The sequence below is a fragment of the Bordetella bronchiseptica genome (assembly GCF_900636925.1).
Classification (GTDB): Bacteria; Pseudomonadota; Gammaproteobacteria; order Burkholderiales; family Burkholderiaceae_B; genus Bordetella; species Bordetella pertussis.
Window position 1 is genome coordinate 1992750 of sequence record NZ_LR134326.1, and the last position, 23366, is coordinate 2016115.

Annotated in this window: 25 protein-coding genes; 22 read left to right on the forward strand and 3 right to left on the reverse strand. The window is 65.5% G+C overall.

Annotated features, from left to right (window positions below; all coding sequences use genetic code 11):
* Nucleotides 1-191: 191 nt before the first annotated feature.
* On the reverse strand, nt 192-521 hold the full coding sequence (locus EL288_RS09305; protein ID WP_003812529.1) for a DUF4148 domain-containing protein: 330 nt from the start codon (nt 519-521) through the stop codon (nt 192-194).
* A gap of 382 nt (nt 522-903) precedes the next feature.
* Here EL288_RS09305 and phg point away from each other — a divergent pair, with 382 nt between their 5' ends.
* The 6 genes from phg to EL288_RS09335 all read left to right on the forward strand — a co-directional run bounded on the left by phg (nt 904) and on the right by EL288_RS09335 (nt 4581).
* Nucleotides 904-2151: an autotransporter Phg gene (gene phg, locus EL288_RS09310; RefSeq protein WP_003812528.1), complete on the forward strand. Its 1248-nt coding sequence runs from the start codon at nt 904-906 to the stop codon at nt 2149-2151.
* A 74-nt stretch (nt 2152-2225) separates the two neighbouring features.
* On the forward strand, nt 2226-2507 hold the full coding sequence (locus EL288_RS09315; protein WP_003812526.1) for a membrane protein: 282 nt from the start codon (nt 2226-2228) through the stop codon (nt 2505-2507).
* Between the two features lie 41 nt (nt 2508-2548).
* Nucleotides 2549-2869, forward strand: coding sequence for a hypothetical protein (locus EL288_RS09320; protein ID WP_003812524.1), 321 nt, complete (start codon nt 2549-2551; stop codon nt 2867-2869).
* A gap of 306 nt (nt 2870-3175) precedes the next feature.
* Nucleotides 3176-3379 carry a cold-shock protein gene (locus EL288_RS09325; RefSeq protein WP_010930551.1) on the forward strand — a complete coding sequence of 68 codons (204 nt, stop codon included), beginning with the start codon at nt 3176-3178 and terminating at the stop codon, nt 3377-3379.
* A gap of 83 nt (nt 3380-3462) precedes the next feature.
* Nucleotides 3463-4029, forward strand: coding sequence for a DUF924 family protein (locus tag EL288_RS09330; protein ID WP_126621911.1), 567 nt, complete (start codon nt 3463-3465; stop codon nt 4027-4029).
* 345 nt (nt 4030-4374) lie between these two features.
* Nucleotides 4375-4581, forward strand: a complete 207-nt coding sequence (locus EL288_RS09335) for a cold-shock protein (protein WP_003812516.1) — start codon at nt 4375-4377, stop codon at nt 4579-4581.
* A 97-nt stretch (nt 4582-4678) separates the two neighbouring features.
* On the opposite strand, the gene EL288_RS09340 is transcribed toward EL288_RS09335, so the two are convergent.
* The gene (locus EL288_RS09340) at nt 4679-5239 is read right to left on the reverse strand and encodes a TIGR00645 family protein (RefSeq protein WP_033448628.1); all 561 of its coding nucleotides are present in this window, start codon (nt 5237-5239) and stop codon (nt 4679-4681) included.
* Nucleotides 5240-5435: 196 nt separating this feature from the next.
* On the opposite strand from EL288_RS09340, the gene tig reads away from it, so the two are divergent.
* From tig to lon, 4 genes are all read left to right on the forward strand, one after another.
* On the forward strand, nt 5436-6746 hold the full coding sequence (gene tig, locus EL288_RS09345; protein ID WP_003812510.1) for a trigger factor: 1311 nt from the start codon (nt 5436-5438) through the stop codon (nt 6744-6746).
* 2 nt (nt 6747-6748) lie between these two features.
* On the forward strand, nt 6749-7402 hold the full coding sequence (gene clpP / locus EL288_RS09350) for an ATP-dependent Clp endopeptidase proteolytic subunit ClpP (RefSeq protein ID WP_003812508.1): 654 nt from the start codon (nt 6749-6751) through the stop codon (nt 7400-7402).
* A gap of 104 nt (nt 7403-7506) precedes the next feature.
* The gene (gene clpX, locus EL288_RS09355) at nt 7507-8811 is read left to right on the forward strand and encodes an ATP-dependent Clp protease ATP-binding subunit ClpX (protein ID WP_010926436.1); all 1305 of its coding nucleotides are present in this window, start codon (nt 7507-7509) and stop codon (nt 8809-8811) included.
* Between the two features lie 188 nt (nt 8812-8999).
* The gene (gene lon / locus EL288_RS09360) at nt 9000-11453 is read left to right on the forward strand and encodes an endopeptidase La (RefSeq protein ID WP_003812504.1); all 2454 of its coding nucleotides are present in this window, start codon (nt 9000-9002) and stop codon (nt 11451-11453) included.
* 131 nt (nt 11454-11584) lie between these two features.
* Here lon and EL288_RS09365 read toward each other — a convergent pair whose 3' ends face one another.
* Nucleotides 11585-12484 (reverse strand): LysR family transcriptional regulator, encoded by a 900-nt coding sequence (locus tag EL288_RS09365; RefSeq protein ID WP_349303756.1) that lies wholly within the window; start codon nt 12482-12484, stop codon nt 11585-11587.
* A 278-nt stretch (nt 12485-12762) separates the two neighbouring features.
* Here EL288_RS09365 and EL288_RS09370 point away from each other — a divergent pair, with 278 nt between their 5' ends.
* From EL288_RS09370 to EL288_RS09425, 12 genes are all read left to right on the forward strand, one after another.
* Nucleotides 12763-13986 carry a CaiB/BaiF CoA transferase family protein gene (locus EL288_RS09370; RefSeq protein WP_003812500.1) on the forward strand — a complete coding sequence of 408 codons (1224 nt, stop codon included), beginning with the start codon at nt 12763-12765 and terminating at the stop codon, nt 13984-13986.
* Between the two features lie 65 nt (nt 13987-14051).
* Nucleotides 14052-15023 carry a Bug family tripartite tricarboxylate transporter substrate binding protein gene (locus tag EL288_RS09375; RefSeq protein ID WP_003812498.1) on the forward strand — a complete coding sequence of 324 codons (972 nt, stop codon included), beginning with the start codon at nt 14052-14054 and terminating at the stop codon, nt 15021-15023.
* Between the two features lie 4 nt (nt 15024-15027).
* Complete coding sequence (locus EL288_RS09380; protein ID WP_003812496.1) at nt 15028-15492, forward strand: MaoC family dehydratase; 465 nt, start codon at nt 15028-15030, stop codon at nt 15490-15492.
* A gap of 13 nt (nt 15493-15505) precedes the next feature.
* Nucleotides 15506-16309 carry an enoyl-CoA hydratase/isomerase family protein gene (locus EL288_RS09385; protein WP_003812493.1) on the forward strand — a complete coding sequence of 268 codons (804 nt, stop codon included), beginning with the start codon at nt 15506-15508 and terminating at the stop codon, nt 16307-16309.
* Complete coding sequence (locus EL288_RS09390) at nt 16306-16737, forward strand: Zn-ribbon domain-containing OB-fold protein (protein ID WP_003812491.1); 432 nt, start codon at nt 16306-16308, stop codon at nt 16735-16737. Before EL288_RS09385 ends, EL288_RS09390 begins: the two co-directional genes overlap by 4 nt.
* Complete coding sequence (locus EL288_RS09395; RefSeq protein ID WP_003812489.1) at nt 16734-17891, forward strand: thiolase; 1158 nt, start codon at nt 16734-16736, stop codon at nt 17889-17891. The genes EL288_RS09390 and EL288_RS09395 overlap by 4 nt, the downstream gene beginning before the upstream one ends.
* A 21-nt stretch (nt 17892-17912) precedes the next feature.
* A complete protein-coding gene (locus tag EL288_RS09400; RefSeq protein WP_033448626.1) occupies nt 17913-18689 on the forward strand; it encodes an SDR family NAD(P)-dependent oxidoreductase in 777 nt (258 codons plus the stop codon).
* Nucleotides 18690-18691: 2 nt separating this feature from the next.
* Nucleotides 18692-19849 (forward strand): acyl-CoA dehydrogenase family protein, encoded by a 1158-nt coding sequence (locus tag EL288_RS09405; protein WP_033458437.1) that lies wholly within the window; start codon nt 18692-18694, stop codon nt 19847-19849.
* A 21-nt stretch (nt 19850-19870) separates the two neighbouring features.
* Nucleotides 19871-20866, forward strand: a complete 996-nt coding sequence (locus EL288_RS09410; protein WP_003812482.1) for an acyl-CoA dehydrogenase family protein — start codon at nt 19871-19873, stop codon at nt 20864-20866.
* A 44-nt stretch (nt 20867-20910) separates the two neighbouring features.
* Nucleotides 20911-21579, forward strand: a complete 669-nt coding sequence (locus EL288_RS09415) for a 3-oxoacid CoA-transferase subunit A (protein ID WP_033448623.1) — start codon at nt 20911-20913, stop codon at nt 21577-21579.
* Nucleotides 21572-22213, forward strand: a complete 642-nt coding sequence (locus EL288_RS09420; RefSeq protein WP_003812478.1) for a 3-oxoacid CoA-transferase subunit B — start codon at nt 21572-21574, stop codon at nt 22211-22213. The genes EL288_RS09415 and EL288_RS09420 overlap by 8 nt, the downstream gene beginning before the upstream one ends.
* Before the next feature lie 34 nt (nt 22214-22247).
* The gene (locus EL288_RS09425; protein WP_010926437.1) at nt 22248-23210 is read left to right on the forward strand and encodes a tripartite tricarboxylate transporter substrate binding protein; all 963 of its coding nucleotides are present in this window, start codon (nt 22248-22250) and stop codon (nt 23208-23210) included.
* The last annotated feature ends 156 nt before the right edge of the window (nt 23211-23366 follow it).

Consider the following 23366-nt stretch of genomic DNA (forward strand, 5'->3'; position numbering starts at 1 on the left):
ATCAATTCTTTTTGAATCAACGGGTTGGCCGGCACCTTCCCCTGCCTTTCTGGCCACGCGGCGCGCTTGCCCGGTGTCGCATCCATCGCCGCTTCCCCCGTCCGTAAAAAGAACTGCCGCCATCCCTTGTGGGGATGGCGGCAGTTCGACTGCGCACGCGAACGCCGGCCGGGGGGTGGGCCGGCCGATGCTCAGTTGCGGGGCGGGTAGTCGAGTTCGCCGAAGGTGTATTGGCCGCTGGCCTTGGCCTGGGCCAGTTCTGCCTTGACCTGGTCGCGGCTCGGGGCGGCGGTGCTGCCGGTCTGCGCGGCGGGATATTCCAGCTCGCCAAACGTGTATTGGCCGTTGGCCTTGGCTTGCGCCAGTTCGGCCTGCACCTGGGCGCGGGTCGGCGCATTGGCGTCGGTCTGGCCGTAGACGCCCTGGTAGGGCAGGTTGTTGGGTTCGGCGTTGGGCGCGGCCTGGGCGCCTGCGCTCAGCAGGCCGAGCGACAGCATCAGGGCGGTAGCAAGGGTTTTCATGGCAATTCCTCCGGTTCACTTGGATGTGGGACTCCGGACACGGCGGGCTTTCTGTTCCGTCGTAGTTCGTTGTTTCGTTTCCCAATGGCCGAATTGTGCGCGCTCGTGACATCCGGATAAACCCTGGTTTTTGGTAAAGATTATTCCATTTTTAGGCCTAATTTCTTGGAATAAACCAGATCATTGCATGAATGTAATGATCGACTAGGGCAGGACGACGACTTGCGGGGAGCGGGCGAGCCACGGCCACGGGCAGGCGATTTCGCGATCTGGGCCGGAATTGCCCTGGTTTCCGTCCCTTTGGCGGCTGGCTTACTTTTTAAAATTCGATTTTGTATTTTGTATCGAAAATATTTCGAGTTTTGACAAGGCGGCACCTGCAATGAAACCGACTTCCATCCTGGCACGTTTGCCCCGCTATCTCGGCGCCTGCGCGCTGGCCGCGCTGGCTGTCGCGCCGCTCGCGCCGGCGCAGGCACAGACTCCGCTGCCCGCGGGACTCGGCGCCGCCGAGGTGCGGCAGTATTTGTCCGGCCTGCCGTCCGATGCCCTGCGCCAGCAGGCGTCGTGGCTGGCGCCGGCGCTGTTGCGCCCCTATCTGTCAGGCCTGACGGATGCGCAATTGCGGCAATATGTGCAGGCGCTGACACCCGGGCAGATCACGCAGGGGCTGGCGGCGTTGACGCCTGCGCAGCGTGCGCGGCTGCAGCGCGAATTCGAACGGCAGGCGCGCCGGCAGGTGCAGCAGGCGGTACGGGCCGAGGTCGCCGCGCGCAGCGCGCGGGCGGTGGCGATGGGGCAGAGCGCATCGATGCTGCTGCTCGACGCCGAGATGGGAACCCTGGCGCAACGCCAGGGCGATCTGCGCCGCGGCCACGACGAGGGCGCCTTCTGGGCGCGCGGCAGCGCGAACCGCTTCAAGGTCGATACGCCGGACACACCGGCGTTCGACCTGCGCGTGGAGTACCTGACGCTGGGCGCCGACCATGGCTGGCGCCTGGACACGGGGCGGCTCTATCTGGGCGCCTACGCCGGCGTCTCGCGCGCCCGCATGGATGACAACGACATCATGCACGGCCGGATCGAAAGCCGGTTCCTGGGCACGTACCTGACTTATGTGGACAACGGCGGGTTCTACGTCGATGCGGTCAGCAAGCTGGGGCGTATCGACGAGTCCGTGTCGTTCGACCTGCCGCTGGGGCTGGGCGACTACGACGACGATATATCGCATACAACGTATACGGGCAGTGTCGAGGCCGGCTATCACTTCAAGTTGCCGCAACGCTGGTTCGTCGAGCCGCAGGCGCAGGTGATCTACTCGCGCAGCAGTCAGACGTCGGTGCAGGGGCGGGCCGGCGTGCGCGCCGGCCGGGATTTCACCCTGGCCGGCGGCGCGACCTTGCGTCCTTATGTCAGCGCCTCGTACCTGCACGAGTTCTCGCACGACGACTCGGTCGATTTCGGCGGCAAGTCGTACGATGCCGAACTGCCCGGCAGCCGCTGGCAGCTGGGTGCCGGCGCGGCGCTGGACGTGGGGGCGCATCGCGCCTACGCGGATCTGCGCTATGGGCACGGCGCCAACATCAGCCAGGACCTGTCGCTGAACATCGGCTACGCGTACCGCTTCTAGCGCGCCGGGCCGCGCCGCGGGGCCGCCTATAATGGCGGCCCGTTGGTCTTCCCAGGCGTCCGCCTTTCGATCTCATGGTCTACGAGGATTTTTTCTGGTTCATGGCCGCGCTGGTGGCGTTGGCCCTGGTCGGTGGCGCGCTGTTCGGACGCCTGGGCCGGCTTGCCCACAGCGTCATCGCGATGCTGGGCCTGGCGATCGCGGTCGGCGTGGCGGTGCTGCTGGGCGCGCGAGGCGAGGACGTGGGCCCCTACGCGCCCCTGCTGGCGATCGCCGCGTTCATGTTCTGCCTGATGATCGGCGGCGCGGCAACACTGGTTACGCGCCGCGTAAGGCGGCGCCATCTGACGCACTGAGCGCGCCATCGGGCGCGCCGGCTTTTTCTTGGACAATCATCATGGATATTTCCAGCCACCTGCTTGCCGAACTCGCCAATGGCGTTTGCCTGGAAACCCGCGTGGATGGCCAGACCATCGGCACCTATGTGGTGCTGGGGCCTGCCGATCTGGACGCCATCGCGGACATCGTGCCGCGCCAGCGCGTGGAGGAGGGGGCCGACATTCACGCGGCGGCGGTCGACAGCGTCGACGGGGCGCAAATGGAGATCGATCAGGTCATCGAGAATATGAATCCCGGCGACGTCGCGGTGTTCTTCTGCGCCGACGGCGACTGCTATGGCGCCGCGCTGGACCTGCTGGGCTTGCCGGTCGACGAGTAGCCGCCGCAGGCGGGCCGAGGGTCATGCGCACACCTTATAAGCACATTACCGAGACGCAAATATTTGCGCAAAAAATAAGCATCGTGGCACGGCAGTTGCTCTTTGTTGCAATATTGGCACGCGTTTTTTAGGATTATGTTGACTTGTGAGGGGAACCTGACGATAGTGTCGGCACACACGAAATCAAGCGTTGCAATGTTTGTTCAGTGCCGTGCCTTCTCCGGCGTCCGCGTTATTGTTCTACTGCCCCTCCTTGATTGATTCGTGGTCCCGGGTCTCGGCCCATTAATTTCTAGGAAATACAGTATGGAAACCGGCGTCGTTAAGTGGTTCAACGCGGAAAAAGGTTATGGCTTCATCACCCCGGAAGCGGGCGGCAAGGATTTGTTCGCGCACTTCTCGGAAATCCAGGCCAATGGCTTCAAGTCGTTGGAAGAGAATCAGCGCGTCAGCTTCGTGACGGCGATGGGCCCGAAGGGTCCTCAGGCGACGAAGATCCAGATTCTGTAAGAATCTGAGCGCGTCCATAAAAGCCCCCGCCAGGGGGCTTTTTCATTGCTTGGCCCAAGCGGCCAATTCCGCAGGAGCACGACATGTCCGATTCGATGGCCGGCCCGGCAGCCTTGCCCGATGCGGCGACCGTTCTCGCGTTCTGGCGCGAGGCGGGACCCGCCCGCTGGTATGCCAAGGACGAGCAATTCGACCGTACGTTCACCATGCGTTTCGAAGCCGCGCACATGGCGGCGGCGCGCGGGGGATTGATGGCCTGGTCCGCCAGCGCCGAGGGGGTGCTGGCATTGCTGATTCTGCTGGATCAATTCCCGCGTAACGCCTATCGCGGAACCGGCCATATGTTTGCCACCGACGGGCTGGCGCGGCAGATCTGCGAGCAGGCGATCGCGGCCGGGCTGGACCGGCAGGGGCCGGAAGATTTGCGGCAGTTCTATTACATGCCGCTCGAACATGCCGAAGATTTGGCGGCCCAGGAACAGTGTGTAAGCCTGATGGCGCCGCTGCACGCCGAAACCTTGCGTTGGGCGGAAATCCACCGCGATATTATTGCTCGCTTTGGGCGTTTCCCGCATCGAAATACTGTCTTGGGCCGCGCCACGACCGCCGAGGAACAGCAGTTTCTGGACCAGGGCGGATTTTCCGGCTGAGGGCTTCGCATATTCAGTCGTGATGCTGAAAAACCGCGTTTTCTGGCCGAGTTCCCCCAATTTTGTATGCTGTTGTAACGTCGCTTTCTGGTGTGGAATTTTCCGCTTTCGGCGGGCTTGCCGGGCTGGCCGCAAGCGCACGTTCATGCGCGCGGGGAAGGCCGCGATCCGGTGCGTAAGGCCGATTGACCTGTCGGGGCATCACTCCTACACTGAACTGGCGAGATCTTCAAGCGACGCGGTGGCTTGTGTTCTGGTCGCCGTAGCTCCGTTTAGCGGGGTCAATGCCATCCTTGATTATCTGGCGCCCCGAGCAACCGCTCTAAACAGGTTCAAGGACATTTCATGGCAACCGGTATCGTCAAGTGGTTCAATGCCGAAAAGGGCTATGGATTCATCATGCCCGATGACGGCAGTAAAGATCTTTTTGCACATTATTCCGAGATCCGCAGCGAGGGCTACAAATCGCTGCAGGAGAATCAGCGCGTATCCTTCGAGGTGGGACAAGGGCCCAAGGGGCCAAGCGCCAAGAACATAAAAGTCATCGCCTGACGGCCCCGTTGTCGCCGCGGCCGGCGCAGTTCCGGCGGGCCGCATGAAAAAAGCCCCATTGCCTCGCGGCAGTGGGGCTTTTTGTTGCGCGCCGTATTCAGTGCGACGGATGGGCGCCGTGCCCGACGGACTGGCTGGTCAGGCGGTCGACATACGCGATGCCGATCGCCGACAGGATGAAGACCACGTGGATGATGGTCTGCCACATCACGCCGGTTTCGGTGAAGCGGGAATTGGGCGAGCCCAGGTTGCTCGCCTCGATGAAGGTGCGCAGCAGGTGGATCGACGAGATGCCGATGATGGCCATGGCCAGCTTGACCTTGAGCACGCTGGCGTTGACGTGGCTGAGCCATTCCGGCTGGTCGGGGTGGCCTTCCAGGCGCAGGCGCGAGACGAAGGTTTCGTAGCCGCCGACGATGACCATCACGAGCAGGTTGGAGATCATGACCACGTCGATCAGGCCCAGCACGATGAGCATGATTTCCTGCTCGCCGAAGGACAGGGTGTGGGTGACCAGGTGCCACAACTCCTTCAGGAAGAGCAGGACGTATACGCCCTGGGCGACGATCAGGCCCAGGTAGAGCGGCAGTTGCAGCCAGCGCGAACTGAAGATCAGCGCGGGCAGCGGGCCGAGGCGGGGTTCTTGGATGGGATGCATGGGAGGTTTGCGAGCCATGGTTGTGTGGAGAATTCGGGCGGGCGAAATTCTACCGTCCCCGGATGCGCCGTGCGCGGCCCGTCGCGGCTGCTCGCCGGGCGCTTCCCGGGGCGCTCCGGTCCCCGGCGAGTTTCCGGTAAAATGACCTGTTTATCCGCTATATCATCTCCCTCTTTCTCGGAAAATAGGTCTCTTAATGCAGCCTGTGGTTGAAACCCTCTCCGGCCTGGAGCGCCGTGTTGATCTGGCCGTCTCGGTCGCCGAAGTCGAAAAGGAAGTCCAGGCGCAATTGAAGCGCGTGGGCCGCACGGCCAAGGTCGCCGGCTTTCGTCCCGGCAAGGCGCCGCTGGCGATGCTCGAGCGCAGCCATGGCCCCGGCATCCGCTACGACGTGATCAACAGTCTGGTCGGCCGCGCTTTCGAACAAGCCGTCGACGGCGCCAAGCTGCGCGTCGCCGGTTCGCCCACCCTCACTCCCAAGACCGAAGGCGTCGCCGACGACACGCTGGCGTTCACCGCCACGTTCGAGGTGTACCCGGAAGTCACCGTGCCGGACCTGTCGGCGCTGGCCGTCACCCGCTACGACACCCCGGTCACCGACGCCGAAGTCAACCAGACGCTCGACGTGCTGCGCAAGCAACGCGCCAAGTTCGAAACCCGCGAAGGCCGCGCCTCGCAGGACGGCGACCGCGTCGTGCTGGACTTTGCCGGCACGATCGACGGCGTGCCCTTCGAAGGCGGCAAGGCCGAGGACTTCCCGTTCGTGCTGGGCCAGGGCCGCATGCTGCCCGAATTCGAGGAAGCCGCGCTCGGCCTGAAGGCCGGCGAGAGCAAGGTGTTCCCGCTCAAGTTCCCTGACGACTACCAGGGCAAGGAAGTCGCCGGCAAGACGGCCGAGTTCACCATCACCGTCAAGGAAGTCGCCGAAGGCGTGCTGCCCGAGGTCGATGCCGAATTCGCCAAGTCGCTCGGCCAGGCCGAAGGCGATGTCGAAAAGCTGAAGGCCGACATCCGGACCAACATCGAACGCGAAGTCAAGGCGCGCCTGCAAGGCCGCACCAAGGGCAGCGTGATGGATGCGCTGGTCGAGGCCGGCAAGTTCGACGTGCCCAAGGCGCTGGTCGACAGCGACGTGGAAGGCCGTATCGCCGCTGCCCGCGAAGAGCTCAAGCAGCGCGGCGTGCCCAATGCCGATTCCGTGCCGATGCCGGCCGAGGTGTTCTCGACCGAGTCCGAGCGCCGTGTGCGCCTGGGGCTGCTGGTCTCCGAACTGGTCAAGCAGGCCCAGCTGCAGGCCAAGCCCGAGCAGGTGCGCGCGCGCATCGAGGAGTTCGCGCAGAATTACGAACAGCCGGCCCAGGTCGTCAGCTACTACCTGGCCGACCGCCAGCGCCGCGCTGAAATCGAGGCGATCGTGCTCGAGGATAACGTGGTCGCCCACGTGCTCGAGAACGCCAAGGTCGCCGACGAGAAGGTGCCTTTTGATCAGTTGATGGGGATGGCATAACCATGCAGCGTTTCACCGATTTCTATGCGGCAATGCACGGCGGGTCGTCGGTGACGCCCACCGGCCTGGGCTACATCCCGATGGTCATCGAGCAATCGGGCCGGGGCGAGCGTGCCTATGACATTTACTCGCGGCTGTTGCGTGAGCGCCTGATCTTCCTGGTCGGGCCGGTCAACGACAACACGGCCAACCTGGTCGTGGCCCAGTTGCTGTTCCTGGAATCGGAGAACCCCGACAAGGACATCTCGTTCTACATCAACTCGCCCGGCGGGTCGGTGTACGCGGGCATGGCCATCTACGACACCATGCAGTTCATCAAGCCCGATGTGTCGACGCTGTGCACCGGGCTGGCCGCCAGCATGGGCGCATTCCTGCTGGCGGCGGGGAAGAAGGGCAAGCGGTTCACGCTGCCCAATTCCCGCATCATGATTCACCAGCCCTCGGGCGGCGCCCAGGGGCAGGCCAGCGATATCCAGATCCAGGCGCGCGAAATCCTGGATCTGCGCGAGCGCCTGAACCGCATCCTGGCCGAGAATACCGGCCAGCCGGTCGAGCGCATCGCGGTAGACACCGAGCGTGACAACTTCATGTCCGCCGAAGATGCGGTATCGTATGGTCTGGTGGACAAGGTTCTGACCTCTCGCGCGCAGACCTGATCGGCGCGCTTGCAGGACCCTGGCACTGCCGTCATGTTCGATAAGCGTTGATCGCGCCGGCCCTCATCCGGCTGGCGCGTCTTCACCAGAGATACGAAACACTTATGCCTGAAAAAAAGGGATCGGCAGACGCAAAAGTGCTGCATTGCTCGTTTTGCAACAAGAGCCAGCACGAAGTCCGCAAGCTGATTGCAGGTCCTTCGGTATTCATCTGTGATGAATGCATAGACCTTTGCAACGACATCATCCGCGAGGAAGCGCAGGCTACCGCGCGCGCTGCCATTCGCTCCGAGCTGCCCACCCCGGCCGAAATCAAGACCTTTCTCGACCAGTACGTGATTGGCCAGACCAGCCCCAAGCGCATGCTGGCGGTGGCGGTCTACAACCACTACAAGCGTATCCGCCACGGCGAGATCAAGGGCGACGAAGTCGAGCTCTCCAAGAGCAACATCATGCTGATCGGCCCGACCGGGTCGGGCAAGACGCTGCTGGCGCAGACGCTGGCGCGCATGCTCAACGTGCCGTTCGTCATGGCCGATGCCACGACCCTGACCGAGGCCGGCTACGTCGGCGAGGACGTCGAGAACATCATCCAGAAGCTGTTGCAGAACTGCAACTACGATGTCGAGAAGGCGCAGCGCGCCATCATCTACATCGATGAGATCGACAAGATTTCGCGCAAGTCCGACAACCCGTCGATCACCCGCGACGTATCGGGCGAGGGCGTGCAGCAGGCGCTGCTCAAGCTGATCGAAGGCACGGTCGCTTCGGTGCCCCCGCAGGGCGGCCGCAAGCATCCCAACCAGGACTTCGTCCAGGTCGACACCACCAACATCCTGTTCATCGTCGGCGGCGCCTTCGACGGCCTGGAAAAGGTCATCCGCGACCGCACCGAGAAATCGGGCATCGGGTTTTCGGCGGCGGTGCGCGCCAAGTCCGAGCGCGGCGTGGGTGAGCTCTTCAGCGAGGCCGAGCCCGAGGACTTGATCAAGTTCGGCCTGATCCCCGAACTGGTCGGCCGCCTGCCCGTGGTCGCCACGCTGGACGAGCTGGACGAGGCCGCGCTGGTGCAGATCCTGACCGAACCCAAGAACGCGCTGGTCAAGCAGTTCCAGAAGCTGTTCGCCATGGAAGGCGCGGAACTCGACGTGCGCCCGGATGCGCTGAAGGCGATCTCCCGCAAGGCGCTCAAGCGCAAGACGGGGGCGCGCGGCCTGCGCTCCATCCTGGAGGGCGCGCTGCTGGACACCATGTATGACCTGCCGTCGCAAGGCAACGTCAGCCGCGTGGTGCTCGAAGCCAATGCCGTCGAGGGCGACGGCAAGCCCCTGTTGATCTACGCCGACGAATCCGAAGCCGCCTCTGGCGAGAAGGCCGGGCGTGGCGAGGTCCGTGACGCGGCGGCTTGATCTTCGATCCCGGCCGCCATTGCAAGAAAACCCGTTTGTAACGGGTTTTTTTGCATCTTCCCGCTATCTGGATGCCGAGCGCTTGAATTTTCGGCTATTGTTCCCATATCAGACGTAACCGACGTGGAGACCTGGGTCTGCCCTTGCCCCGTCCCCCATTACGCCGAGTCATACCGAGGAACCCCCCTATGTCTGCCAGTCAGACCCTGTCTTCCGACCCGATTGACCTGCCGTTGTTGCCGCTGCGCGATGTTGTCGTGTTTCCGCACATGGTTATTCCGCTGTTTGTCGGCCGCCCGCGCTCGATCCGCGCGCTGGAGGTGGCGATGGAAGCGGGCAAGAGCATCATGCTGGTGGCGCAGAAGTCCGCCGGCAAGGATGACCCGACTCCCGAGGACGTCTATGAGATCGGCTGCGTGGCGAGCATCCTGCAGATGCTCAAGCTGCCCGACGGCACCGTCAAGGTGCTGGTCGAGGGCACCCAGCGCGCCCGCATCGACAGCATCGAAGACGTCGATTCGCATTTCACCTGCCAGGTGACGCCGATCGAGCCCGATACCCTGCAGGGTTCGGAGACCGAGGCGCTGCGCCGCGCCATCGTCGCGCAGTTCGAGCAGTATGTGAAGCTGAACAAGAAGATTCCGCCCGAGATCCTGACCTCGCTGGCCGGTATCGACGACGCCGGCCGCCTGGCCGACACCATCGCCGCGCATCTGCCGCTCAAGCTGGAGCAGAAACAGAAGATGCTCGAGGTCGTCGTGACCGCCGAGCGCCTGGAAGGGCTGCTGACCCAGCTGGAAACCGAGATCGACATCCTGCAGGTCGAGAAGCGGATCCGCGGGCGCGTCAAGAAGCAGATGGAGAAAAGCCAGCGCGACTACTACCTGAATGAGCAGGTCAAGGCCATTCAGAAGGAGTTGGGCGAAGGCGAGGAAGGCGCCGACATCGAAGAGCTCGAGAAGAAGATCATCGCCGCGCATATGCCCAAGGAGGCGCGCAAGAAGGCCGATGGCGAGCTCAAGAAACTGAAGCTGATGTCGCCCATGTCGGCGGAAGCGACGGTGGTGCGCAACTACATCGATACGCTGATCAACCTGCCCTGGAAGAGAAAGAGCAAGATCAACAACTCGATCGGCAATGCCGAGCGGGTGCTCGACGACGACCACTACGGGCTGGAAAAGGTCAAGGAACGCATTCTCGAGTACCTTGCCGTGCAACAGCGCGTGGACAAGGTCAAGGCGCCGATCCTGTGCCTGGTGGGCCCCCCGGGCGTGGGCAAGACCTCGCTCGGCCAGTCGATCGCCAAGGCGACCAACCGCAAGTTCGTGCGCATGGCGCTGGGCGGCGTGCGCGACGAGGCCGAGATCCGTGGCCACCGCCGTACCTATATCGGTTCGATGCCGGGCAAGATCCTGCAGAACATGTCCAAGGTCGGCGTGCGCAATCCGTTGTTCCTGCTGGACGAGATCGACAAGCTGGGCATGGACTTCCGTGGCGATCCGTCGTCGGCGCTGCTCGAGGTGCTGGATCCGGAGCAGAACCACACGTTCCAGGACCACTACATCGAGGTCGACTTCGACCTGTCCGATGTGATGTTCGTGGCCACCAGCAATACCTTGAACATCCCGCCGGCCCTGCTGGACCGGATGGAAGTGATCCGCCTGTCCGGCTACACCGAGGAAGAGAAGATCCACATTGCTCGCGACCACTTGCTGCCGAAGCTGATGAAGAACAACGGCGTCAAGGACAACGAGCTGACGGTGGACGATTCCGCGCTGCGCGATATCGTGCGCTACTACACCCGCGAGGCGGGCGTGCGGGCGCTGGAGCGCGAGGTCGGCAAGATCTGTCGCAAGGTCGTCAAGCAACTGCTGATCAAGAGCGATGAAGCCAAGGCGGCCGGCAACAAGACCGCCGAGGCGCAAACGGTGCTGGTCAACGGCGACAACCTCAACGATTTCCTGGGCGTGCGTCGCTATACCTTCGGCATGGCCGAAAAGGAAAACCAGATCGGCCAGGTGACCGGCCTTGCATGGACCGAAGTGGGCGGCGATCTGCTCACCATCGAAGTCGCGGACATGCCCGGCAAGGGCAATATCCAGCGCACCGGTTCGCTGGGCGACGTCATGAAGGAGTCGGTCGAGGCCGCACGCACCGTGGTGCGTTCGCGGGCGCGCCGGCTGGGGTTCGCCGACAGCGTGTTCGAGAAGCACGACATGCACGTCCACGTGCCCGAGGGCGCCACGCCCAAGGACGGCCCGTCGGCGGGTATCGCCATCACCACCGCCATGGTGTCGGCGCTGTCGCGCATTCCGGTGCGCGCCGACGTCGCCATGACGGGCGAGATCACGCTGCGCGGCGAGGTGTTGCCCATCGGCGGCCTGAAGGAAAAGCTGTTGGCCGCGCATCGTGGCGGTATCAAGACGGTGCTGATTCCCGAGGAGAACGTCAAGGATCTGGCCGAGATTCCGGATAACGTGAAGAACTTCCTGGAGATCGTTCCGGTGCGCTGGATCGACAAGGTGCTGGAGCTTGCGCTGGAGCGCATGCCCGAGCCGCTGTCCGAGGAAGAAGCCGTCAAGGAAGCCATCGTGGCCAAGCCCGCGGAGGCCGGCGCCGCCGATCCGGTCATGAAGCACTGAGCCGACGCCGGCTCAGGCCGGCGGCCAGCGACCCGCAAAACCGGGCCCGGATCATCCGGGCCCGGTTTTTTTTCGGCTATCCGCGGGTTCGGCGGTTCCAGCCTGGCAATGCGTGGCCGGCGGGGGCGGGTTCAGTCGTCGCCGAAGCAATGCAGCGCGACTTCGCGAAAGCGCTGCGCCGCGGCGCTGGATGGCTCGGGCAGCAGCAGGGCCAGGCCGATTTCGGCCGCCGGCGAGACGTCGGCGATGGCCCGGTAGGCCACGCGCGGGCTGGGGTTGTATTGCATGACCGCCGGCACCAGCGCCACGCCCAGGCCGCTTTCGACCAGCGACAGCACGGTCTGCACCTGCGTGGCCTCTTGCGTGACCCGGGGCAGGAAGCCGGCCCGTTGGCAGGCCAGCATGGCCGTGGCGTGCAGGCCGGCGGCGTCTTCGCGGGAATAGAACACGAACGATTCGGTCGCCAGTTCTTCCATCCTGATGTCGGCCTTCTGCGCCAGCGGATTGCCCAGCGGCAGGGCCGCGACGAAATCTTCGGCCAGCAGCGGCGCCAGGCGCGCGCGCGACGGCGTCAACAGCGGCGTGCGCACCAGCCCGACGTCGAGATCGCCGCTGTCGACGCGCTCGGCGATGCGCACCGAGGTGCCTTCCTTCAGCACCAGCTCGACGCCAGGATACTCGGCGCGGAACAGTCGCACGATGCGCTGCAGCACGCCGTTGGTCGTGGAGCCCACGAAGCCCACTTTCAGGGCGCCGCCGGTGCCCGAGGAGGCGGCGCGCGCCGCCGCCAGCAACTGGGCGTTATGAAACAGCAGCCGGCGCGCCTCGGCCAGGGCCGCATGCCCGCCTGGGGTGAGCGAGACGCCGCCCGAGCCCCCGCGCTCGAACAGGCGGGTGCCGAGCTCGGCCTCGAGTTTCTGGATGGCCACGGTCAGCGGCGGCTGGGTCATGTGCAGCCGGTCGGCGGCGCGCCGGAAATTCAGCGTCTCGCCCAGGGTCACGAATTGGCGTACCCGCCGCAAGTCCAGCATGGGGTCGGCGGGCGCGTCGCCCGCGCCGGCCGGTATGGTCGGATCGGTCATGGGAGCCCCTTCGGGGTGGGCGACGCGTACTCAATATCACTTTGGCTGAGTTGATACCTAGATGGCATGCGAGTAGTTCCCGTGATCAGCAGAAATCAGCGGATAGCAGTGTAGACCGCCAGATATTTGATATGCAACGTATATCAAATTTGATTGAAATAATATTAGACTTGGATGGGATGCCGTTCCTAAGATGAGCGCCAACGAATCATGGAGGCGACACAGACATGGACACGGCGCTCGGACACATCAAGGTCCTGGACTTGACCCGCATCCTGGCCGGCCCCTGGGCGACCCAGACGCTGGCGGACATGGGCGCGGAGGTGGTCAAGGTCGAACGCCCGCGGGTGGGCGATGACACCCGCGCCTGGGGGCCGCCGTTCCTGAAGGACAGCGAGGGGAACGAGACCGCCGATTCGTCGTATTTCCTGGCCGCCAACCGCGGCAAGAAATCCATCACGGTGGACCTGGCGCACCCGGACGGCCAGGCCCTGATCCGCGACCTGGCCGCCACGGCCGACGTGGTGGTGGAAAACTACAAGGTCGGGACCCTGGCGCGCTACGGCCTGGACTACGAAAGCCTGAAAGCGATCAACCCCCGGCTGGTGTATTGCTCGATCACGGGCTTCGGCCAGGACGGTCCCTACGCCTCGCTGCCGGGCTATGACTTCGTCTTCCAGGGCATGGGCGGGTTGATGAGCATTACCGGCCAGCCGGAAGGCACGCCGGGCGACGAGCCCATGAAGGTCGGCATTGCCATCAGCGACTTGCTGACGGGCATGTATGCCACGACCGCCATCCTGGCCGCGCTGGAGCGCCGGCACGTCAGCGGGACGGGGCAGCATGTCGATATGTCCTTGCTCGATTGCGTGGTCAGCATCAGCTCGTATCAGGCCATCAACCACTTCCTGTCGGGCAAGATTCCGCGGCGCATGGGCAATGCCCACTCGAACATGGTGCCGTACCAGGTATTCCGCTGCAAAGAGGGCGATGTCATCGTGGCGGTGGGCAACGATGGCCAGTACCGCGCCCTGTGCAAGCTGATCGAGCGCGACGACCTGGCCACGGACGAGCGCTACGCCACGCCCGGACAGCGCAACCGCAACCGCGACACGCTCATTCCCGAAATTGCCCAGGCCATGCTGGCGCGCACCATGCAGGAGTGGGTCGCGCTCATGGAAGCCGCCAATGTGCCTTGCGGCCCCATCTACAACATGCAGCAGATGTTCGAAGACCCGCACGTGCAGCATCGCGGCATGCGTTTGTCGTTGCCGCACAGCGCCGGCGTGCAGGCGCCTGCGGTGGCCAGCCCCATACGCCTGTCCGACACCCCGATCCAGTACGGCCGCTCCGCCCCGTTGCTGGGCGAGCACACCGACAGTGTGCTGGCCCAGCGGCTTGGCCTGGCGCCGGCGCGCATTGCCGAATTGCGGGCGCGGGGCGCGATCTGAGCCCGCGCGCCATCGCCGCGATCCGGCGGTTTTCCCGTGTTTCACCAAAGAAAAAAGGAGACAGTATGCTGCGACACACCTTCATCCGCGCGGCCCTGGCGGCCGCGTTGGCGGTCTGCGCCGCGGGCGCGCACGCCCAGGCCAAACCCTCGTCGATCCGGCTGGTGGTGCCTTACCCGGCGGGCGGCGCCGCCGATCAGATTGCCCGGCTGGTGGCCAACGATGCCGGCGCCATCCTGGGCACGCCCATCGTCATCGAGAACAAGGGCGGCGCGGGCGGAATGATCGCCGCCGAATCCGTCCTGCAGGCGGCGCCGGACGGCGCGACCTTCTTCGTGGGCTCCAACGCACCCATCGTCATCAATCAGGCCATCTATGAAAAGATGTCCTATGACCCCGCCAAGGATTTCGTTCCCGTCGCCGGCATGGGCAAGGCGCCGCTCCTGCTGGTGACGCGCAAGGACCTGGGCACCGCCGACGTGAAGGCCCTGGCCGAGCTGGGCAAGCGCGAGGCCGGCAAGCTGACCATGGGCTCGGCCAGCAGCGGCAACATCACCCACCTGGCGGGCGAGTACGCCGCCAGCCAGATGGGCTTCAAGGTGACGCACGTGCCGTTCAAGGGCAGCGCGCCCGCCATCACCAGCCTGATGGGCGGGAACATCGACATCATGTTCGACGCCTTGCCGTCGTGCATGGCCCAGGCCGAGTCGGGCCGCATCGTGCCGCTGGCGATCCTGGACGATCAGCGCTTTCCGCAGCTGCGCGACGTGCCCACCGCGAAGGAACTGGGTTATCCCGGCCTGGAGGCCGCGGCGTGGTTCGGCGTGATGGCGCGCGCCGGCACGCCCGATTCGTCCATCGGCGCGATGAACAAGGCGATCAACCAGGCACTGCAAAAGCAGGAACTGATCGACAAGCTGCGCCGCATCGGTGCGCAGCCCATGCCGGGCTCGCAGCAGGATTTCGCCCGCTTCATCGATGCCGAGCGCAAACAGTGGGTGCCGTTGGCCAAGTCGCTCGGCGTACGGGCGGATTGATGCCATGAAAAAAATCAGCTTCGATTCCATCGCGGCCCTCAAGGCCTTTGCCGGACAGCCGGCGGCCGTGGGCCAGCCCATCGTCGTCGATCAGTCCGCCATCGATACGTTCGGCGACGTCGTGCACGACAGGCAGTGGATCCATGTGGACCCGGTCCGGGCCGCCGCCGAGTCGCCGTTCGGCACCACCATTGCCCACGGCTTGCTCACGCTTTCGTTGATCACGGGGTGGTACCACCAGCTGTTCGAGTTTCCCGGCCGCAAGCTGGCGCTGAACTACGGCTTCGACAAGGTGCGGTTTCCCGCGCCGGTGCCCAGCGGTTCGGCCCTGGTCGGCAGCTTCCGGTTGGCGCGGGTCGACGACCTGGGGCCGGACGAAGCGCGGTGCCTGTGGGAGGTCGACGTGCGCGTGGCGGGCGCCGAGCGGCCGGCGATGGTGGCCGAGTGGCTGATGCAACTGCGTTATTGAGCGCGCGGCGGGAGTGATCATGTCTGTACTGGAAATTTCCCGCGTCGGCGCCTGCGCCGTGCTGACCTTGAACCGGCCGGCCGCGCGCAACGCGCTCGACATGGATTTGCGCAACGCCCTGGCCAAGGCGCTGCCCGAGATCCGCGACGATGCGACGGTGCGCGCGGTGGTGCTGACCGGCGCCGGCGGGCATTTTTGCGCCGGCGGCGATATCCGCGCGATTGCGGCCGGGCAGGGCAATGCCGACGTCTTCGAAGGCCGCAACCGCATCCTGAGCATGCAGCGCTGGTTCGACGACCTGGTGGACCTGGAGAAACCGGTCATTGCCGCCGTCGACGGCGTGGCCTTCGGCGCGGGCCTGTCGTTGGCGCTGGCCGCCGATTTCGTCCTGGCCTCGCCACGCGCGACCTTCTGCGCCGTGTTCGCGCGTCTGGGGTATGTGCCGGACCTGGGCGGCATGTATTTGCTGCCACGGGCGGTGGGCCTGGCGCGCGCCAAGGCGCTGGCATTTTCGGCCCGGGTGGTGGGCGCGCCCGAGGCGCTGGAGATGGGTATCGCGCACCAGTTGGTCGACGACCGGCCGGTGCTCGATGCCGCCCTCGAGCTGGCCGGGCGCTTCGAGCAGGCGCCGGCGGGCGCGCTGGGCATCGTCAAGTCGGTGATGAACCACGCGTTCGAGTCCGACCGCCGTACCGTTTACATGCAGGAAGCGCTGGCGCAGGCGCTGTGCCGCGAAAGCGCTTTTCATCAAGAGGCGGCGCGTCGTTTCCTCGACAAGCAGGCGCCGCTGTACCAATGGCCCCAGGAGCAACAATGACCGAGCATCCCCAAGCCGCATCCGCGCTGCTGCCGCAGCAGGAGTATTTCGCGCATCTGGCCGACGGCCGCTTCATGATCCAGCGTTCGCGCAGCAGCGGCGAATACGTGTTCTACCCGCGCGTGGCCGCGCCGCGCACCGGCGCGCAGGACCTGGAGTGGGTGGCGGCCTCGGGCCGGGGCACGGTCTATGCCACCACGGTCATGCGGGTGCGCCCGCCGGCCGCGCCTTACAACGTCTGCCTGGTCGAACTCGAGGAAGGCCCGCGCATGATGAGCCGCGTCGAGGGCATCGGGCCCGAGGACGTGCAGGTCGGGATGGCGGTGCGCGCGCGCATCATCCGCGACGACGCCGGCGAGCCGCTGGTGGTATTCGAACCGGCCGGCCCGTCCGATGCCGGCATCGGCCAGGGGAGGGCGGCACAATGATCCAGGAGCGCTTTCCGCGCGGCAAGACCGCGATCGTGGCTTGCGCCACCTATGGCATCGGCGAGTCGCCGGGTCTGTCGTCGCTGGACCTGGCGGTGCGCGCCAGCGTGCAGGCGCTCGACAGCGTGGGCTTGACGCCCGCCGATGTCGATGGCCTGTTCATCGGCCTGCCCGACGATTTCGTGTCGGGCCTGAGTTTCACGGAGTACCTCGGCATCTCGCCGCGCCTGACCGACAACAACCGCACCGGCGGTTCGTCCTTCCTGACCCACGCGATTCACGCCGCCCTGGCGCTGGAGGCGGGCCTGTGCGACGTGGCGCTCATCGCGTACGGCAGCAACCAGCGCAGCGGGGCGGGCAAGCTGGTCAGCTCGATGCGTCCATCTCCCTACGAGGGGGCATACAAGCTGGCGCGCCCGGTGGGGGCATACGCGCTGGCGGCGTCGCGCTACGCGGCCCAGTATGGACTGAAGAAAGAGCAGCTGGGCGCCGTGGCGCTGGCGGCGCGGCAGTGGGCGCAGAAGAATCCCGAGGCCTACATGCGCGCCCCGCTGACCATGGACGAATACCTGGCGTCGCGCCTGGTATGCGACCCGTTCTCGGTGCGCGACTGCTGCCTGGTCACCGATGGCGCCGCCGCCGTGGTGATGGTGCGCGCCGATCGCGCCCGGGACCTGGCGGCGCGGCCGGCCTATCTGCTGGGCGGGGCCGCCGCGGCCTGGCACAAGGACATCACCAACATGCCGGACCTGACGGTGACCGCCGCCTCGCTCAGCGGCCCGCGCGCCATGGCGCAGGCGGGCGTGACGCCGGCCGACATCGACGTGCTGGAGCTCTACGACGCCTTCACCCTGAACACCATCCTGTTTCTCGAAGACCTGGGCTTCTGCGCCAAGGGCGAGGGCGGCGCCTTCGTCGAGGACGGCCGCATCGCGCCCGGCGGGGCGCTGCCCGTCAATACCAACGGCGGCGGGCTGTCGTGCGTGCATCCCGGCATGTATGGCCTGTTCACGATGGTGGAGGCGGCCCAGCAGCTGGCCGGCGCGGCCGGCGAACGCCAGGTTGCGCAGGCCCGGCTGGCGCTGGCGCACGGCAACGGCGGCGAGCTCTCCAGCCAGGCCACGCTGATACTGGGCACCGAGGAAACGATCTGAGCACTCATGAAGGAGACAGCCATGCAGGACAAACTTTTGACGCTGGAGAACCGCCAGGTCATCGTGACCGGGGCGGGGCAGGGCATCGGACGGGCGCTTGCCAGCGCCATCGCGGAACTGGGTGGTCGCGTCGTGGCGGTCGACCTGAACGCCGACGCGCTGGCTGCCCTGCGCGAGGCGCTGGGCCACGAACGCTGCGTCACGGTGGCCGGCAACGTGGCCGATCCATCGCTGGCGCAGCAGGCGGTGGATGCGGGCGTGACGGCCTTTGGCGGCGTCAACGGGCTGGTCAACAACGCCGGCGTGACCCGTACCGCCATGATCGACAAGATGTCGATCAGCGACTGGCAGCAGGTCATCGACGTGCATCTGTCCGGGTCGTTCTATTTCCTGCAGGCGCTGGGCAGGCATTTGCTGGGCCGCGCCAAGGCGGGCGGCGATGGCGCGGGGGCGATCGTGAACATTTCTTCCGACGCCGGCCGGCGCGGCACCATCGGACAGATCAACTACGGCGCCGCCAAGGCCGGGGTGCTGGGCCTGACCATGTGCGCGGCGCGCGAATGGGCCCGGTACGGCATCCGGACCAATACCGTCGGTTTCGGCGTCGTCGAGACGCCCATGACCGAGACCATACGCGGCGAGAAATTTCGCGACACGTATCTCAGCCAGATTCCGTTGGGCCGTTGGGGCGAGGCCGATGAGGTGGTGCGCCCCGTGTGCTTCCTGCTTTCGGACGCGGCTTCCTACGTGACCGGACAGCACCTGTCGGTCAACGGCGGCTACACCATCGGGCTGTGATCGTGAGCGCACTGATAGACCGATTCGAACTCGCCGAACTGCCGGCGCGGGCGCAGGCGTTTCGCCAGGACGTCCAGGCCTTTCTCAAGGCCGAATTGCCGCCGCTGCCGGCCGACCGGCGCGCGCGTTCGTGGATGGGCTTTGACGCCGGCTTCAGCCGCAAGCTGGCGGCGCGCGGCTGGGTCGGCGTGACGTTGCCGCGCGCGTATGGCGGCGCCGAGATGGACGCGTTCTCGCGCTTCGTCCTGATCGAGGAGCTGCTGTGCGCCGGGGCGCCGGTGTCGGCCCACTGGATCGCCGATCGGCAAAGCGGTCCCCAGATCCGCAAGTTCGGCAGCGAGGCGCAGCGCAGCTTCTATCTGCCGCGCATTTGCCGCGGCGAAGCCTTCTTCTGCATCGGCATGAGCGAACCGAATTCCGGCTCGGACCTGGCCAGCGTGGGGACGCGGGCCACGCGCCGCGCAGACGGCGGCTGGACGCTTTCGGGGCGCAAGATCTGGACCACCAACGCCCAGCATTGCCATTACATGATCGCGCTGGTGCGCACCTCCGGCACGCCGCAGGACCGCAATCAGGGCCTGTCGCAATTCATTGTCGATCTGTCGTTGCCCGGTGTCACGGTACGGCCGATCTCCGACCTGGCGGGCGACGCGCACTTTTCGGAAGTGTTTTTCGACGATGTGCAGCTGTCCGACGAGGCGCTCATTGGCCAGGAGGGCAGTGGCTGGGAACAGGTCACCGCCGAGCTGGCATTCGAGCGCAGCGGCCCCGAGCGCATTTATTCCAGCATGGTGCTGCTGGACGGGTGGATCCAATGGCTGCGCGGCCGTGGCGACGTCTCGCAGACGGCGGCGGTCGGCCGTTACGCCACCCACCTGGCGGCGTTGCGCAATTTGTCGCTGTCGGTGACCGCCCGGCTTGCCGCCGGCGAGAGCCCGGTCGTGGAGGCCGCCCTGGTCAAGGAACTGGGCACCACCTTCGAACAGGAAATACCGGCTGCCATCGAGGCGGCGCTGGGCTCGGATCCGGGCGCCGATATCGACGCCGAATTGCTGCGCACCTGCGCCTATGTGAACCAGCTGTGTCCCACTTACTCGCTGCGGGGCGGCACGCGCGAGATCCTGCGCGGCATGATCGCGCGCGGCCTGGGCCTGCGTTGAAGGCGATGGAGCAGAACCGCAATGTATAGCGACGCTTTTGAAGATTTGCTGAAGGGCCGGTGCGAGCCGGCGGTGGTGCGCGCCATCGAGGCCGGCGGCGATGTCCAGGCCCTGTGGAATGCCATCGTGCAATCAGGTTTCCTGGATCTCATGGCGCCCGAGCAGGCTGGCGGCGCCGCGGCCGATCTGGCCGACGCCTTGCCCTTGTTCACGGCGCTGGGCGCTTATGCGGTGCCGCTTCCGGTGGGCCAGGCGATTGCGCTGCGCACGCTGCTGCCGGCCGGCATGGAGGTGCCCGGCGGACTGCCCAGCTTCGCGCCCGTTTTGCGTACCGGGCCGGACGGAGCGCTGCGCGCGCCGCGCGTGCCCTACGGCATGCTGGCGGGGCCGGTGCTGGGCGAGCTGGATGGCGCGCTGTGCCTGCTGGATGCGCGGGCGGCGCAGCGGCGCGACTGCGGCCTGCATGGCGAGCCGACCGCCGACCTGAGCTGGGACGCCGGCGTGCGCCAGGATGCCGTGCGCCGGCTCGACGACGCGGGCGGCGCGCCGGGCCGTCTGGCGGCCTGGGGGGCGGCGCTGCATGCCGCGCTGCTGACGGGCGCGATGACTCGCTGCTTCGAGATGAGCCTGCAGTATGGCAACGACCGCACGCAGTTCGGCCGCTCCATCGGCAAGTTCCAGGCCGTTCAGCATCAGTTGGCGGTCATGGCCGAGCATGTCGCCGCCGCGCGTATCGCCACGGCGGCCGCGTTTCGCGCCGGCCTGGCGCAACCGGCCCTGCTGCCGGCGGCCATCGCCAAGGCGCGCGCCAGCGAAGCCGCGGCCCTGGCGGCGAACACCGCGCATGCCGTGCACGGCGCCATCGGCGTAACCGAGGAATACGACCTGCAGCTCTACACGCGCCGGCTGCATGGCTGGCGGCTGGCGCACGGCTCGGAAGCCTATTGGCACCAAGTGGTCGGCGCGGCATTGATGGGTAGCGGGGACGGGGCGGTGCAGTTCGTGCGCGGGCTATGACCGCCGGCACATCAACGCATTTCAACCAGGTAAACGGGGTAGGCATGCTCAACAAGACCTGCGAGTCCGCCGACGAGGCGGTCAGTGTCGTGGAAAGTGGCGCAACAATCCTGATCAGCGGCTTCGGGGACATCGGCTTGCCGTTCGAACTGTTGCATGCGCTGGCGCGAACCTCGGTCAAGGACCTCACCATCGTCTCCAACAATGCCGGGACGGGCGAACTGGGGTTGTCGCGGCTGTTCAGGAACCGCCAGGTTTCGCGCCTGATCGCTTCTTTTCCGTCGCAGCCGGATTCGCACCATTATTTCGCCGCGTACCAGGAAGGACTGGTGGACCTGGAACTGGTGCCGCAGGGCACGCTGGCCGAACGCATCCGCGCGGCGGGCGCCGGCCTGGCCGGGTTCTTCACGCCCACCGGCTACGGCACCGAGCTGGCGCAGGGCAAGGAGTGCCGGATGTTCAAGGGCAAGGGATATGTCTTCGAGGAAGCCCTGCCAGGCGATTTCGCCTTCATCAAGGCGCACGTCGCCGATGCCTACGGCAACCTCCGGTATCGCCGCGCCAGCCGGACTTTCAATCCCATCATGGCCATGGCGGCGCGCACGACCATCGCCGAGGCCAAGCAGATGGTTCCCGTCGGCAGTATCGATCCCGACGACGTCCATACGCCCGGCGTATTCGTCGACCGGATAGTGGAGGTGCGAGATGAGTAAGGGTTGGTCGAATGATGAGATCGCCGCCCGGATAGCGGTGGATTTGCCCGAACATGCCATCGTCAACCTGGGAATCGGCTTGCCCATCCTGGTTGCCAACCATATACCGGAAGGCAAGACCATTTTCTTCCACTCGGAGAACGGCATCATCGGCCTCGGTCCGGTGCCCGCGCCCGGGCAGGAAGACCCGGACATCGTCAATGCCGCCAAGAAGCACGCCACGCTCATCGCGGGCGCTTCCATCGTGCACCATGCGGACTCGTTTTCGCTGATCCGCGGCGGGCGGCTGGACTACTCCGTCCTTGGCGGGCTGCAGGTGTCCTCGGGCGGGGACATCGCCAACTGGAAGGTGCCGGGGCAAAAGGGCGGCGGTGGCGTGGGCGGGGCAATGGACCTGGCGGTGGGGGCCAGGAATGTCCTGGTCATGATGCGCCACCAGGACAAGACAGGCGCCTCGAAGCTGGTCAAGTCGTGCACGTTTCCGCTGACGGCCGTCAGCGCCGTCACGCGCGTCTATACGGAACTGGGGATATTCGAATGCGCGGGCGATGCCTTCATCGTACGCGAATCGGCGCCAGGGATCGGCAAGGACGAACTGCTGCGGAAAACGGAAGCCGCGCTGACGTTTCCGTAGTGGCGGACAAACAGGATAACAAGGAGGATAAGCCGTGAAGACCAAGATCAAAATCGTGACGCTGGCCCTGTGTGCATTTTCCTCGGCGGTGTTCGCGTCGTCGTTTCCCAGCAAGCCGATCAACCTGATCGTTCCCTACCCGCCGGGCGGCGCCGTCGATCCCATCGCGCGTCTTTACGCCGAGAAGATTTCCCAGAGCTGGGGCGTCCCGGTGATCGTCCTGAATCGCCCGGGCGCCGGCACGACGATCGGCCTGAACCAGGCCGCCAGGGCCGAGCCGGATGGCTATACCGTCGTCCTCGGCACGGCCAGCATTACCAGCAACGCGCCGCTGTACCGTTCGCTGCCCTACGACACGCTCAAGGATTTCACCTACCTCAGCATGGCGGGAATGATTCCGCTGGCGATCACGGCCAACCCTCGCACGGCCGTCAACAGCATGGACGAGCTCGTCGGCCAGCTCAAGAAGAAGCCGGGCTCGCTGACCTATTCGTCGTCGGGCAACGGAACGATCATCCACCTGGGCGGCGAGCTGTTCAAATCGCTCGCGGGCGTCGACATGGTGCATGTGCCCTACAAGGGCAGCGGCCCCTCGGTCATGGCCGGCGTGGCGGGCGAGGTCGACCTGACGTTCGACTCCGTCTTCCTGATGGACCCGCAGGTCAAGGCGGGCAAGCTGAAGTACATCGCGGTGGCAAGCGAGAAACGGCTGAAGTCGCTACCCGAGGTGCCTGCCATCGGTGAAAAGTATCCTGGTTATTTCGTGACGTCGTGGGTCGGGTTCATGGGACCGGCCGGCATTCCCGCGGATATCACGGCGGCCTGGGCCAAGGAGATCGCCCGCGTGGCTGCCTTGCCGGATGTCAGCGAAAAACTGGCTACCCTGGGCGTCGAATCGGTATCCAGCACGCCGCAGCAGTTCTCCGCTTTCGTCGAGAGTGAAATCAGGAAGTGGGAGAAGGTGGTGCAGGACGCGCACATTCCCCCGGTACAGTAAGCGCGCGAGCCTTCAGCGCGGCGTGGCCGGCGGCCACGTTGTATTGCCCCACCGATCTTCGGGATTGGTACTACATCATGTAGTTGTTGGGGGGGGGGGGGGGGGGTAGGAAAAATCAACATCAGGGAGATCTGACCACTGGCTTTCAGGGGAGGT